Annotated in this window: 13 protein-coding genes; 8 read left to right on the top strand and 5 right to left on the bottom strand. The window is 62.8% G+C overall.

Going from position 1 to position 13261, the window contains the following annotated elements; translation table 11 throughout:
- From CGLAUT_RS02535 to CGLAUT_RS02525, 3 genes are read right to left on the bottom strand one after another with little or no spacing between them, the layout of a single operon-like run.
- Positions 1-1776, bottom strand: coding sequence for a carbohydrate-binding domain-containing protein (locus CGLAUT_RS02535; protein WP_095659338.1), 1776 nt, complete (start codon positions 1774-1776; stop codon positions 1-3).
- On the bottom strand, positions 1769-2467 hold the full coding sequence (locus tag CGLAUT_RS02530) for a polyphosphate polymerase domain-containing protein (protein WP_290186121.1): 699 nt from the start codon (positions 2465-2467) through the stop codon (positions 1769-1771). Before CGLAUT_RS02530 ends, CGLAUT_RS02535 begins: the two co-directional genes overlap by 8 nt.
- Entirely contained in the window at positions 2468-3040 is a 573-nt protein-coding gene (locus CGLAUT_RS02525) for a DUF4956 domain-containing protein (protein ID WP_290186120.1), read from the bottom strand.
- 182 nt (positions 3041-3222) lie between these two features.
- Between CGLAUT_RS02525 and CGLAUT_RS02520 the strand changes: the two genes are divergently transcribed.
- From CGLAUT_RS02520 to CGLAUT_RS02500, 5 genes are read left to right on the top strand one after another with little or no spacing between them, the layout of a single operon-like run.
- Entirely contained in the window at positions 3223-4185 is a 963-nt protein-coding gene (locus CGLAUT_RS02520) for a TRIC cation channel family protein (protein ID WP_198304984.1), read from the top strand.
- On the top strand, positions 4182-5438 hold the full coding sequence (locus tag CGLAUT_RS02515) for a D-alanyl-D-alanine carboxypeptidase family protein (RefSeq protein ID WP_425551719.1): 1257 nt from the start codon (positions 4182-4184) through the stop codon (positions 5436-5438). Before CGLAUT_RS02520 ends, CGLAUT_RS02515 begins: the two co-directional genes overlap by 4 nt.
- A 22-nt stretch (positions 5439-5460) precedes the next feature.
- Entirely contained in the window at positions 5461-6411 is a 951-nt protein-coding gene (locus CGLAUT_RS02510; RefSeq protein WP_290186118.1) for a DUF1963 domain-containing protein, read from the top strand.
- A 27-nt stretch (positions 6412-6438) separates the two neighbouring features.
- Complete coding sequence (locus tag CGLAUT_RS02505) at positions 6439-7359, top strand: DUF1963 domain-containing protein (RefSeq protein ID WP_290186116.1); 921 nt, start codon at positions 6439-6441, stop codon at positions 7357-7359.
- 18 nt (positions 7360-7377) lie between these two features.
- Positions 7378-8346, top strand: a complete 969-nt coding sequence (locus CGLAUT_RS02500) for a DUF1963 domain-containing protein (RefSeq protein WP_290186114.1) — start codon at positions 7378-7380, stop codon at positions 8344-8346.
- A gap of 48 nt (positions 8347-8394) precedes the next feature.
- Here the strand turns inward: CGLAUT_RS02500 and CGLAUT_RS02495 are convergent, their stop codons facing one another.
- Positions 8395-9489 (bottom strand): YhjD/YihY/BrkB family envelope integrity protein, encoded by a 1095-nt coding sequence (locus CGLAUT_RS02495; RefSeq protein WP_290186113.1) that lies wholly within the window; start codon positions 9487-9489, stop codon positions 8395-8397.
- Positions 9490-9553: 64 nt separating this feature from the next.
- Entirely contained in the window at positions 9554-10561 is a 1008-nt protein-coding gene (gene trpS, locus CGLAUT_RS02490) for a tryptophan--tRNA ligase (RefSeq protein WP_095660984.1), read from the bottom strand.
- 824 nt (positions 10562-11385) lie between these two features.
- Between trpS and CGLAUT_RS02485 the strand changes: the two genes are divergently transcribed.
- From CGLAUT_RS02485 to CGLAUT_RS02475, 3 genes are read left to right on the top strand one after another with little or no spacing between them, the layout of a single operon-like run.
- Complete coding sequence (locus CGLAUT_RS02485; RefSeq protein WP_290186112.1) at positions 11386-11739, top strand: GntR family transcriptional regulator; 354 nt, start codon at positions 11386-11388, stop codon at positions 11737-11739.
- Positions 11736-12506 carry an AAA family ATPase gene (locus CGLAUT_RS02480; RefSeq protein WP_290186110.1) on the top strand — a complete coding sequence of 257 codons (771 nt, stop codon included), beginning with the start codon at positions 11736-11738 and terminating at the stop codon, positions 12504-12506. Before CGLAUT_RS02485 ends, CGLAUT_RS02480 begins: the two co-directional genes overlap by 4 nt.
- Positions 12503-13249 carry a hypothetical protein gene (locus CGLAUT_RS02475; RefSeq protein WP_290186108.1) on the top strand — a complete coding sequence of 249 codons (747 nt, stop codon included), beginning with the start codon at positions 12503-12505 and terminating at the stop codon, positions 13247-13249. The genes CGLAUT_RS02480 and CGLAUT_RS02475 overlap by 4 nt, the downstream gene beginning before the upstream one ends.
- Positions 13250-13261 lie beyond the last annotated feature (12 nt).

Below are 13261 nucleotides of genomic sequence, written 5' to 3'. Positions count from 1 at the left end.
TCACCCGGGCATCTGGCCGCCTCCGGGCATCTGGCCGCCTCCGGGCATCTGGCCGCCTCCGGGCATCTGGCCGCCTCCGGGCATCTGGCCGCCGCCGGGTCCGCCCATGCCACCACCGCGCGACGCGGTGTTCGCGCTCACCTCGGTGCCGTTGACGCTGTACGTGGCGGAAGGATCAATGTCCGGCGACGAGTACACGACGTTCACCACATCTTTCGGGGTGGTCAAGGAGGCAACAGGGTTGCCCGCCTGATCGCTCACGGTAATTTCTGCGCCGGCTCCCGCCGTCACGCTGCTTTGCAACCACCCTTGCGAGCTCGACGAAGACGGCGACTCAGCCATTCCGGCCGAACCGAGAGCCCATAGCTCACCTCCGCTCACGTCGAGTCCGCCCGCGACATCGATTGCACCGTTTGCGTCGTTCGTCGGCCCGAAAACAGTGACAGTGCCGCCTGTGACCGCTGCGGTGCCGTTCGAGTCGATACCGTCACCGCCCGCGTTGACGGTGACAGCCCCGCCCGTGATAGCGAGGTGCTCGCCGGTGTTCTCGCCCATCGGGCCACCCCCGGGTTCGCCCATCGGGCCACCCGGCGCGCCGCCCATCTCCTGAGGACCTGCCGCATCTTCTGCCGCCTCTTCCTCCGCCTCTTCCTCGGCCTCGTCCGCCTCCGCCGCGGCAAGGCCCTCCTCTACGGTGGTGGAGCCGGAGGCGTTGATGCCGTCATCAGTGGCCGTGAGGTCAACTTTTCCACCGGACACCGTGATCAGGCCGGCCTCGAGGGCTTCCTCGGATTCGGTGACGGTGACATCCGCGCCGTCAAGGACTGCGGCGACCTCGGCGTGCACGCCATCATCCCCGGCTGCTACCCCGACGGTGCCGCCGCTTAAACGGAGCGCACCGTCGGAGTGGATGGCGTCGTCGGAGACGTCGATAAGCAAAGCCCCCTCGGACATGAGCGCGAAGCGCCCGGCGTTGACCCCCTTATCCGTGGCTCGGAGCTCAATCGTGCCGCCGGTGACCAGCACGTCGTTGTGGGCGCTGAACGCATCGTCGCCTGCATCGACGGTGATGTCGCCGCCGGTAACCGCGATCCAGCCCTTCTGCTCGTCGTCATCCTTCGACGAGGCGATACCGTCGCCGCCCGCCTTCAGTTCGAGCGTGCCGTCGGCCACGGTGACGGAATCGGTGCCGCGCAGCGCGTCGTCGCCTGCGTCCACGGTGACACGCCCGGAGGTGACCACGAGATCGTCCTTGGCCACCACGCCGTCGCCGTCGGAGGAGACCTCAAGCGAACCATCGCCAGTCACCGTCAGGTTGCCGGTGGCATGGATTGCGCCTTCGTCGGTGAGGATGTTGGAGGCATCCAGGTGCGAGTCGCCGGTGAGAACGAGCGCGGCGGACGAAGCGTCGATAAGCAATTGCCCCGTGATGTCGGCGCTGTCGAGCACGAGCACCACTGTCTCCCCCGGCGCGTCGACGGTGACGTTGCGCGCGTCGCCGCTGATTCGGTAGGTGCCAGCTTCCGTGATCGCCCCGCCGTCCCAATCGACGGCCTCGCCCGCGGCCTCGACAATCTCGGGCGCGCCGAGCGCGGCCAGTTGCTCGCTTGCGGTGGGCGGGTTCACGGTGGAGCTTTCGCTTGTCGACGCCACCGTTGACGCCACGGTCGACGTCACCTCAGCCGTTTCAGCCACAGGCTTCACGGCCACTTCGGTCGAGCAGGCGGACATCGTCAGTGCTGCCGCAGCGGCGAGGGCAAGAATGGGTTTACGCATGGTTGGGGGTCCTTTCGAAGTAATCGGTGAGTGTGCGGTGCCAGTTGTTGGCCGGGAGTTGCGGGTGCAGCGCCGCCATGCCGCAGCCAAATTTGGAGACGCGGCGGGGACGGTGGCCGTGGGCGAAGAGAAGCTGGTCGATGGAGGACGGCGTGCGGCCCGATTTCGTTTCGATGATGACGAGATCGAGGTCTGCGATGCGCCGGCCCGCGGATTCCCAGACCAAGTCGCGGTCCACGGTCGCGCGGCCGGGATCCGGCGGCGACAACGTGGTGCGCCGGTAAGTGTTTCGCATAACCGGGGCGAGATCGAGGGGACCGAGGGTGTCGGTGACGAAGTTCCACGCGCCGGGCCCGTCATAAGGGACGCGGTTTTTCACAGTCACTCCTCGCGGGCCTTTGGTTTTCACCTCGAGGAATTGCGCGCCGGTGTCCACGTACGTCCGGACGCGCACCTTGAAGCGGCCGCGGCACTTTCGGGCGGCGCCGTAGTAGCTCTGGAGATCGGCGGTGTCGAAGTAGGTGGTGTCGTAGCGCTGAGAGGTGGTCCCGGCGACGGTGAGGACTCGGGTGGCGTTTGGCAACGCGTCGAAAAGCTGCTGTGCCTCGGACTCGTGCAGGAGATACTTGCGGTCGACCCGCGTCATCATGGCGTCGGTACGAGTGAGTTCGTCGAGCGTGATCGTTTCCATCTAGACACCCACCGGAAGGTTGATGGGAGCCTCGCGGCGCAGCTGCGCGGCAACGAGGGTGGTGTCGTTGACGGTGTCGAGGCGGAGCACCTCGAGCCCCAGGACTGTCGCGCCGGTGAGCTCCTCCACGCGCGCTTGGAGCTCGTCCCGATCAGCGAGCGCGCGGTCGACGACAATCTCTTCCTGGTGGGTGGCCTTGGACATCCCGTCCGCTGCGGCGAGTACGCCGACGATGAGTGCGCTTGCGGCGGCAGCGGTGAGGGGCGAGTTTGAGATGCCGCAGATCAGGCCGATGGCGAGCACGGCGAAGTAGTACGCGACCTCGCGCTGCGAAATCTCGGAGGAACGCAGCCGAATGATGGACAGCACGCCGAACAGCCCCATGCCCAAGCCCGCTCCGACATCCGTGGTGGCGAGCACAGCTGAGACAGCGAGAACGCCGACGTTGACCCCGAGGAACGCGACAACCAGGTCGCTGCGGCGGTGGCGCGGGTAATAGACGGCGAAAACAAGGAACGCGACCGCCGCAAGATCGATGGCGGCGGTGGTGAAGGTAGTGAAGGTGTTGAACATGGAACTAAGTGTGCAACCAAACTATGTAGGTACCCACGTATATCGCTGCTGGGCCCTAAGGAGCTTTGCGCCACTTTCCTGAAAACTGTCTGTACGCTTCCTGTGGCCAGTTGGACGAATGTCCACAAAAGCAGATCGCCCCCAATGCGCGGGGGCGGGCGCCGCTCTTACAATGAGCACCTATGCCTGTGGAGCAAGTCGATCCCCTCATCACCACCATCTACCGGTGGTTTGATGTCTCGGGCGTGTTGATGATGAGCATCATTGGCGGCACCATCGCACGCCAGCGCGGCTACGACATCGTCGGGTTCTTCTTCATCGCCATGTTCTCCGCGCTCGGCGGCGGCATGCTGCGCGACGTGCTGATCAACCAAGGCACCGTCGCCGCAATGAGCGAGCCCGAGTACCTCATCCTTGCCCTAACTGGCACCCTCATCGCACGGTTCACGTACTTCAAAGGCCGCACGTGGGAGTTTGTGCAGTCGCACGGCGACGGCCTCATCGCCGCGCTCTGGGCCGCGACCGGCACGATGAAGGCGATTGTCTTTGACCTGCCGATGCTTCCGTCGATCCTCATGGGCGTGCTCACCGCAACCGGCGGCGGCATGATCCGCGACGTGGTCATGGCCCGCGAACCATCCGTGTTCGGCAACAACCAACCAGCAGTGGTGCCCGCGGTCGCCTGCGCGGGCGTGCTGCTCGCCGCAAACGCCACAGGGTTCACGGCTTGGGGCATGGTGCTGGGCCCAATTGTCAGCTACGCGCTCTTCCTCGTCGGCTATTACGGCAACTGGAAATTAGGCACGAACAGCGACTACGCGCCTGTGAACAAGACCGCGGCCCAAGTCGTTCGCGCGGCGAAGAAGGCGGAGCAGAGTTCCCGCGCGGTGGCGCGCGGTTTGGAGCCGCGCTCGCTGCGTGCCTGGCGCCACCGCCAAATGGAGAAGGCCTTGCAGCGCCGTATTGAGGCGGACGTGAAGAAGGGCAAGCGCCGCTCCAGCGCCATGAAAGAGGCGGAGCAGGTGCGGCGGGATATGCGTGCGGAAGAGGCGTCGTCAAGCGAAATGCTCGACCTTGTGCTGCGCGACGAGCAACTGACCGACGAGCTGATCGAGCGCCTCTACCAAGAAAGGAGGAAAGGGTGATTACCTCCTTCCTGCTTGCCCAGAGCATTTCGCTTACCGACGCCCCCGTGACCCCTCCCCCACCAACCACCGGGTACTACGACAACGGCGAGTGGATCCCACCGAGCCGCAACCGGGCACCCGACACCGACAACTGCGCGCACTCGCTCGTCCCACCCGAGCCGGTGAGCACCTCCGAGCGGCTTCTCGACGGCTCGACCCCGACGCCCCTGCCGGCGGTATACGGCGGGCCGTGCGGCGTGATCTCGCCGAACGGGTACCGGGTAGACCCGGAAGTTGTGGCCTCGTCGTGGTTGGTGGCGGACATTGATTCCGGCGAAGTAGTGGCGATGAAGGACCCGCACGGGCGCTACCGGCCGGCGTCGATTATCAAGGTGCTGCTGGCGCTGGTGGTGATCGACGAGCTGGACCTGGATGCGCCGGTTACGGTGAGCGAGGAGTCGGCGAACCAGGAGGGTTCCGCCGCCGGCATCGGCCCGGACGGCGAATACACGGTGCGCGACCTGCTGTACGGGCTAATTTTGTCCTCTGGCAATGACGCGGCGCACGCGTTGGCGCAGGCGCTCGGCGGCGACGAGGTGACGCTGCGCAAGGTGAACGCGCTGGCGAGTGAATTGGGGATGGCCGACACCCGCGCGGCGTCCTACTCCGGGTTGGATGCGCCGGGCATGTCGACCTCTGCGTGGGACATGGGGTTGGCGTACCGGGCGGCGTTTGCGAATCCGGTGTTCGCGCAGATCGCGGACACGGAGTCGTACGAGTTCCCGGGCTACGGCGAACTGCCGCCGTTCGACATGTGGAACGACAACAAGCTGTACTTGAACGACCCGGAAGGCATCGGCGGCAAGACCGGCTACACCGACGATGCGAACCACACGTTCGTGGGTGCGGTGAACCACGGTGGGCGGCGGTTGGTTGCGGTGGTGCTGGACACTACCGCGTGGGACGCACGCGCCTGGGAGCAGGCGCAGATGTTGCTGCACGCGGCGTATCCGATCGCGCCGGGGTCGGGCGTGGCGCAACTTGTGCCAGTCTCTGCTACAGCCGCGTCCGCGCCCGTGCCGCCCGCAGGGCTGACACCCGACCCGGCGAGTGCGGCGCAGTTCACGGGTGCACCGAACGCGTCTACGGGTGCAACGCGCTCCCCTTGGGGGCTCATCGCGATACTTACGGGCGTGCTTGCGCTTGTGGGCGTTATTCTCCGGCTCAGCGGGCACATTGGGCCCAGCACGGGTGGCCGCCACAGCCGGTAGCTGCATCGCTACAGTGGGCCGCATGTTTGAAAGCCGCGAACGGGCGCTTACACTCGCCGAGGAAATCCTGCCCGAGTCCATCCGCACGGATGTGCTGCGCCTGCTCACCCCCGCGATCGGACTGAAGCCGGCCCAGGAATGGGGCAAAACCACGTTGGGCCGCACCCGCATAGGCGGCACCCCCGATGGGCCCGAAGGGTTTGAGTGGCCGGGCACCAAACCCACCGCCGACGACCTCGCGCTCCTTCCCGACTGGGTGGAGGGTGAGCAGCTCGAATCCATCTCCAACGAGCACTCCCTGACGTTCATCGGGCAAATCGACTTGGAGGAAGCACACGCCCTCGGCGATACAGCTGGCGACCTCCCCGACACGGGCCGGCTGCTGTTCTTCTGGGATTTCGAAGTCGGGGTGCTTCTGAGCATTCCGGAAGCCACCCGGGTCATCTGGGACACCACCCCGAAAGACCAGATCACCACCGCTCCACTTGCCGACGATCTGCGCGCCGCCCACGAAGCATTCCAACGGGATTTCCAGGAACGGTTCTCAATGCAGTACGAGTCCAGCTCGTACTTCACGCCGGGCCGCGACGCGACGTTGTACGACAGCGTGATGCTGCCGCGATCTCACGCGAACCTCTTCGAGGTGAAGGACGCGATCGCCCGCATCGAAGAAAGCGAGCAGTTCGGTGAGTTCTACGAATTCTCCGACCACGACGATGAATTTGGAGACCCGTACTGGCACAAGTACCAGGTGCTTGGCCTCCCCCACTCGATCCAGACCGAGCCTCGCAAATATCTCAACGAGTTCGGCACGTTTGTCGGTAACCCCGCAGCTTGGCGCCTACTGTTCCAGGTGCCCTTCGGTGACTGGCAAAAAGAACACGGTGAAGGCGAAATCTACTTCCTCATCAGAGCTGACGCCCTCGCTCGCCGCGATTTCAGCGACGTACGAACCGTCTACCAACAGACCTAGCCACCCCGGGGCGGGTAGCGTGGGCGCATGTTTGAAAATCGCCGCCAAGCAATGGACCTGATCGCAGAACTTCTCCCCAGCGATATCCAAGATGAAATAGCTGGCCTGCTCACTCCGGCTATCGGCCTTATTCCTGCAAAGGAATGGGACACGGTCACATTCGGTCGCACCCGCATCGGTGGTACCCCCGATGCGCCCGAAGGGTTTGCGTGGCCGCAAATTGAGCCTTCGCTTGACGACGTCGCGCGCCTACCCGACTACTTACCCGAAGAATATCGCGCCGTTGCTGGCACCCGCCGTTCGTTGGTGTTCATCGGTCAGATCGACCTTGCACAGGCACACGAGCTCGGCGACGTCGCAAGTCCATTGCCGGAAACGGGACGGCTGTGGTTCTTCTGGGATGGCGGAGTCGGCCAATATTCCGCAGACGCTCTATACACCCGAGTTATTTGGGACACGACTCCGGTTGACGAGCTCGCTACCGCACCCTTAGCTGAGGATCTGCGCACCCAACACGAGGCTGACCAGTGGTATTGGGAGGAGCGGTATTCCACGTGGCACCACGCGACCAACTATTTCGCCCCGGGCCGTGATGTGGAGCTTTACGCCGGTGTGATGTTGCCGCCGCGTTACGCGGGGGTCGTCGAGGTGAGCGAAGTGTTCGAATCCCTTGAGCAGCGTGGCCTTGAAGAAGACTTTGAGGTGTTTTACGAAGCCAGCCTTGATGTCGGCGAATGGCAAGGCTATCAGCTGCTCGGTTTACCGGATCCTATCCAGGGTGACCCCCGCGACGATGTCGAACCCGCTGATTGGGGCCTGCTTTTCCAAGTTCCAATGAACGATTGGCAGCTCGGCGATGGTGGCGACGGTGCCGTTTACTTTCTCATCCAGTCTGAGGCGCTTGCCCGCCGGGACTTCAGCAACGTGCGCGCGGTGTATCAGGCGTGATTCGCGTAGCGTGGGCGCATGTTTGAATCACGCGAACAGGCCATCGAGCTAGCCCACGAGATGCTCCCCGAAGAGATCATCCCCCAGGTTGTTGACCTGTTCGTCCCATGCATCGGTCTCGAACCGACGGGTGAGGTGGGTGCCAACACGTTGGGCGGCACGCGCATCGGCGGTAACCCGGACGTGCCCGAGGGGTTCGAATGGCCGCAGCTTCAGTTTGAAGAATCCGACATCGGGGGTCGGCCCATCCCGGACCTTGATGTCGAAAACGCCTTGCGCAGCCCGTCGGTGCCATTCATCGCCCAGGTCAATCTCGCCGAGGCGCACGCGCTCGGCGCGGTCTCGGCTGACCTTCCGGCTGAGGGTCGTCTGCTGTTCTTCTGGGATTACCGCATCGCGCCGTGGCTGCCGGTTCGGAGTGCAGCACGCGTTATCCACGACACGACTCCTGTGGATCAGCTGCAAGAAGCAACGCTTCCCGACGACCTGCGCCGCGAGCACGAAGCTGAGCTGCAGGAGTACCTCAAGAACTTCGGAGAACCGGGTGACCTCAGCGCGTTCTTTGTGCCGGCTGTGGGAGCAAGGCTATACGAAGGCATCACACTGCCTCCTTCGATACACCAACCGGAGCTCGATCCCCCAGAGTTGAAAAACGGTTTCGCAAAGTTCAGAGAAGCGGGGTTCGCGGACGAAGTCAGTGACTATCTCTGGGAGGGCAATCCTCCGCTGGCGGATCCAGAGTGGAGAAAATATCAGTTACTTGGCGTGCCGAATCCGGTGCAAAGCGGCCCGCGCTACGAACTGAAAGAATTCGCCGACCTGTCGGAGGTAGAGGCCGATCCGACCAAATGGCGCCTCCTCTTCCAGTTCGCGTTTGAGGATTGGAACTACCGCATCGGCGACTGGGAGACGTACTTCCTGATTCGAAACGAAGCCTTAGCGCGCGGCGACTTCAGCGATGTGCGCACCGTGACACAGAACACCTAGCTCCCGCGGTGCCCACAACGCCCACAACGCCCGCAGCGCGCTTCGCGACTAGTTGCGCGTCAGCAGCGAGAGCACGCCGACGCCGATGGCGCCAAGCGCCGCGCCGACCCCCACGGCAGTGCCGGTGTTGTTCTGGCTCGACGGGTTCGTCGCGCCAGCGCGCACGTTAATCACCGCCGGCTCCGGCAGTTCTGCCGGCTGCGCGGCGAGGGACTCCTTCGTGGTGGCGGTCCAGGCCGCGACGTAGAGCACGACGCGCCACACCAGGTAGAGCACAACCATCAGGGCAATGATTGGGCCGAAGATCGCGCCCGCCGGGTTGTTCGTCGCAGAGCCAACGATGAGGGTGGCGAACTGCTTAATCAGCTCGAATGCCACCGCGCCCACGAGCGCGCCCTGCAGGCCAGACTTCCTCGGCACCTTCGTGCGGGGCATGAAGATCATCAGCCACACCATGACGATGTAGTTCGCTAGGATGCCAGCTGCCAGACCGGCCAGCCACACCAGGAAGCGCGAGCCGGGGAAGTCGCCGAGACCAAAGTGCTCCATCGCCTGCGTGGTCAGACCAGAGGTACCGACTGCGGTCACACCGAACGCCAGAATGAATAGCACGATCAGCACGATCAGGCCAACCAGATCCCACAGTTTCTTCACCACGAAGTTGCCGCCGCCCTCGTTGGCATCCAGGCCCCACATTGCTGAGATGCCGACGCGCAGGTTGTTCATCCACCCCAGGCCAGACCACAGCGTGGTCAGTAAACCGACACCTGCAACCGCGCCGCGCTGCTCAATCGCGGACTCGATGAGACCGTTGAGCATCTCCCCCAAGTCGCCGTCAACGCTAGCGGAGATCTGATCCTGGATCTCGGTCATCAGATCCGGGCGGCTGTTCAGGAAGAAGCCCAGCCCGGCAAACAGCAGCATGAGCAGCGGGAAGAGTGAGAGCACCGAGAAGTAGGTAATACCGGCCGACAGCTGATTTCCGCCCTCGGACGCGAAGCGATCCTGCATCCGCATCACATGGCCAACGGCGGGCGCCTTCTTCTCAAGCTCGTCTGCGCCCCCCTGCTTTTGCTGCTTGGTGGCGCGCTCAATGCCCCGATCGTCGGTGTACGCGTTGCGCGGTGATGTTGAAGTTGCCATCGACGGTCTCACTTCCTCTACTCGTCCATTTCCAGGACAACATCGTAGAGGAAGTTCCCGCTCTTTAGCGTCTGGGAGGGAGGAATCCGACGTTGGCGTAGACGTCGGCAAGCAATGGCTCTGCAACCTCGCGCGCGCGCTGCGCACCGCGGGCAAGGATCGACTCGAGCTCACCGCGGTCGGCCATGAGCTCGTCGTAACGTGCACGCAGCGGCGTCGTGAACGCCTCGAGCGCATCGGCCGTGTCCACCTTCAGCGCGCCGTAGCCCTGGCCGGAGTACCCCGCTACCAGCTCATCGACGGTTTTGCCCGTAAGCGCCGACTGAATCACGAGCAAGTTGGACACCCCTGGCTTGTTCTCCTTGTCGTAAGTAATCTCGCCGCCCGCATCAGTTACGGCGGAGCGAATGCGTTTCGACGACACCTTTGGCTCGTCCAGGAGATTGATCAGCCCCTTCGGATTGGTGCCGGATTTACTCATTTTCGCGGTGGGCTCCTGCAGGTCGTAGATCTTCGCAGCGCCTTCCGGAATGAAACCGTCGGGCACCACGAACGTCTGGCCGTACTTCGCGTTGAAGCGCTCCGCGAGGTTGCGGGTCAGCTCGAGGTGCTGACGCTGATCTTCACCCACCGGCACGAGCTGCGGGGAGTACAGCAGGATATCCGCGGCCATGAGCATCGGATAGGTGAACAGGCCAACCGAAGTGCGGTCTTGGCCCTGCTTGGCGGACTTGTCTTTGAACTGCGTCATGCGGCTCGCCTCGCCGAAGCCGGTGAGGCACTGCAGCACCCAGGTCAGCTCCGCGTGCGCCGGCACGTGCGACTGAACAAACAGTGTGGATTTTTCCGGGTCAATGCCGAGCGCGATGAGTTGCGCACACCCAGCAATGGTGCGTTGGCGTAGCTCTTCCGGGTCCTGTTCGACGGTGATCGCATGCAGGTCCGGGATGAAGTAAAACGCGTCGTAGCCGTCTTGCAGGTCGATCCACTGCTTGAGCGCACCGAGATAGTTCCCCAAGTGGTACGAGTCTGCGGTGGGCTGGATGCCTGAGAGGACGCGCTGCTTTGTCATGCGCATCAGTCTATCGATGGACGCCAGGCGCAACTTCACTAGGATTTCCGTTGATTAGTTGCGGACAGTTTTTGGAGTCGTAGATATGGGAAAGCCAGGCCAAACCGGGTGGAAGTCTCATCTTCCTTGGCTTATTACGGGCGTATCAGCGGCTACGTCAACGGTTTTCGCAACCCTTTTAGCTTTTGCCACTCCCGACGGGGTCAGGTTGACTCTCGATTTTCTTGGAAAGCTTCTCGGCCCAATTGGAGCGGCGCTGATCGCATGGGCAGGCGTAGACCACACAGTACGCAACACAAAGCGGTTAGATCAGTCGAAGGAGTGGTACACGAACCTGAGATGGGCCGCAGAGTTGTGCAGTTCAAGTGAAGAACGATCAGTGGAGATTGGAGTGGCGGCTTTGGATGCGTTGGATGACTTACCATTCCTGTCTGAGGAGCAGAACGCACTGATAGACAAATTGTTGCACAAAGCCACGTTGGATCACGATGACATAAATGGCGTTCCTTGAAATGGCGATTCGATCTAGGATGTTCAGCACAGAAGGAAGGGAGGAACAATGTCCACGCCAACACATTCAACTCGGGTGGATCACCAAAATATCGGTAAACGCCCGTCGCGAGGACAAATCGCCGCCGCGAAGCTGATAGTCAAGCGCGATCAAGAAGGAAAAGGTCGCGTAGTAATTACCCCAAGGATCCGTGAGCTCGCTGCCCACGAGCTCCCGTAGTTTCTTCGCTAAATATCCAGGTCTTCGTCGCCATCCGCGCGAAGGCCTGGTTTTTTCTTGACAATACGGCTCCTGTGCCTCTATGGTTACCCACATGAGTGGTAAACCCATATACCAAGAGATCGCGGACGAGCTCCGCGACATGATCTCCTCCGGTGCGCTCGCACCCGGAGACCGCGTCCCGTCCACCAACGAGCTCTCGGCTTACCACTCCGTTAACCCGACCACCTCAGCGAAAGCTCTCACCGAACTGTTCAACGAAGGCCTCGTCGAGAAACGTCGCGGGCTCGGCATGTTCGTTCTCGAGACCGCGCGCGAGCAGCTGCTCAGCTCCCGGCGCGCGGCGTTCCAGGAACAGTTCGTCCGACCCTTCGTCCACGAGGCCGACCAGCTCGGTCTCACCACCGCGGAACTGACCGCCATGATCGAAAAGGAGCGCACCCGGTGAATCAACCCAGCCCCCAGCGACCTCCCCACCCCGGCTTCTACGCGCTCGTCGGCCCAAACGCCGCCGGCAAGACCCATTTGCTTCGCTCGCTCATGGGCCCCGGCGCTGCGTTCGTGCCCGCCGGTGCCGATGCGAAGTTCGCCGGCGATACGGTCGCCAGCCACCTGCGCGCCGCCAACGCCGCAAAGCCGCTCACACCCATCGACTTTCCTGATGCCCGCATCAAGGATCTCTCCGTCGGCCAGCGCCGCCTCCTCACCATCACGGTCGCGCTCGCCGCCCAAGAACCACTATTGCTTCTCGACGAACCCTTCGACGGCATCGACACCACCACCCGCAAACAGGTGCGCCAGCAACTCATCGACTACGTCGCCGAAGACCCGGAGCGCACCATCATCATGGCTTCGCACCGCCCCGAGGACTTCATCGGCCTCGCCACCCACGTCATCCAGGTCTTTGACCGCGAGACTCACTCCTATGGGCTTTCGCTTGACGACGTCCGCTTGTCCTTCCCCACCATTACCGGACCCACCAATGAAGTCGGGGAGCTGGCCGCCCAGTACCCGGTCGTCGAAACAGCGACGCTTGGCCCCACTACCCGCGCGACGTTTGGCGCACCGATTCCGGAATCCGCCACTGCCCTGCCGGTGGGGTACCCCGACGACGCAGAACTCATCGCCTTGCTATCTCAATCCCCGGCGGACCTGCAACCCGATACGCAACCTGATACGCAGCCCGAAATGCCGCTCGGAAAGGAATTGCAATGAAACTTTTTCTCAGTACATTCTCGCGCGCCACGATTGCCACTGCGTACATCGGCGCACTCCTCGCCCTTCCGTTCGGTCGTTTCGCCCTTCCGTTCAGTCGTTTCTTTTTCGGCGACGGCTCCATCTGGACGGTTTTGGGAGGGGTCGTACTCGCAGCCTTGTTCGCTGCAGCTGCGAGTGATTGGCCCGCTTTGAATCAGCTCGGCACCAGCTTCAACCGCTGGATGAATTCCGGAGCTGTCACAGCGCTAGCGGCTTCGGTGGTGCCGGCCCTGGTCACCACCGCTTCATCAGTGGTCAATCAATATCGCTCCCCGTATTACAAGGCCTATGACCTGTTTCTGATTACCAACCGCGAAACGGTTCATCATGTGGATGCCGTTGGTGATGAATATCTTGTCGATTTCGCAGGCCAGGACGCACGCACTATCGCACTCACGTTTCTCGCAACCTTCCTGTTCTTCGTACTGGCTTGCATGACCGGCATTGCGCTCGGTCTCGCCGCGGCAGCACATCGCGTTTGGGTGCCAATTGTGGGAGCGGTCATTGCCTCGGTCGGCCACGCCGCCGCTTACAAGCTGGTTGCCGATGCAACCTATCTCCGTCTGGAAGATGGAGTACGGCTCCCCGATCCCCAAAGCACCGCGGCGACACCGGCAGCAGTCGCAACGCTGGTTTCCGGACTCATCATCGCGGGCTTCGTATGGTTCGTGTTCGCCCGCACGCAGCGCTTCGTCAAGTAGGCAACTCGACAA

This window comes from Corynebacterium glaucum, from assembly GCF_030408855.1.
GTDB classification, from domain to species: Bacteria; Actinomycetota; Actinomycetes; order Mycobacteriales; family Mycobacteriaceae; genus Corynebacterium; species Corynebacterium glaucum.
The sequence above is the reverse complement of the archived record's forward strand: the minus strand, read 5'-3'. Positions and strand labels throughout refer to the sequence as shown.

Excerpts from the sequence above, each read along its gene's own strand:
- CGLAUT_RS02535 (WP_095659338.1), bottom strand. The coding sequence starts at position 1,776 with ATGCGTAAACCCATTCTTGCCCTCGCCGCTGCGGCAGCACTGACGATG.
- CGLAUT_RS02530 (WP_290186121.1), bottom strand. The coding sequence starts at position 2,467 with ATGGAAACGATCACGCTCGACGAACTCACTCGTACCGACGCCATGATG.
- CGLAUT_RS02525 (WP_290186120.1), bottom strand. The coding sequence starts at position 3,040 with ATGTTCAACACCTTCACTACCTTCACCACCGCCGCCATCGATCTTGCG.
- CGLAUT_RS02520 (WP_198304984.1), top strand. The coding sequence starts at position 3,223 with ATGCCTGTGGAGCAAGTCGATCCCCTCATCACCACCATCTACCGGTGG.
- CGLAUT_RS02510 (WP_290186118.1), top strand. The coding sequence starts at position 5,461 with ATGTTTGAAAGCCGCGAACGGGCGCTTACACTCGCCGAGGAAATCCTG.
- CGLAUT_RS02505 (WP_290186116.1), top strand. The coding sequence starts at position 6,439 with ATGTTTGAAAATCGCCGCCAAGCAATGGACCTGATCGCAGAACTTCTC.
- CGLAUT_RS02500 (WP_290186114.1), top strand. The coding sequence starts at position 7,378 with ATGTTTGAATCACGCGAACAGGCCATCGAGCTAGCCCACGAGATGCTC.
- CGLAUT_RS02495 (WP_290186113.1), bottom strand. The coding sequence starts at position 9,489 with ATGGCAACTTCAACATCACCGCGCAACGCGTACACCGACGATCGGGGC.
- trpS (WP_095660984.1), bottom strand. The coding sequence starts at position 10,561 with ATGACAAAGCAGCGCGTCCTCTCAGGCATCCAGCCCACCGCAGACTCG.
- CGLAUT_RS02485 (WP_290186112.1), top strand. The coding sequence starts at position 11,386 with ATGAGTGGTAAACCCATATACCAAGAGATCGCGGACGAGCTCCGCGAC.
- CGLAUT_RS02475 (WP_290186108.1), top strand. The coding sequence starts at position 12,503 with ATGAAACTTTTTCTCAGTACATTCTCGCGCGCCACGATTGCCACTGCG.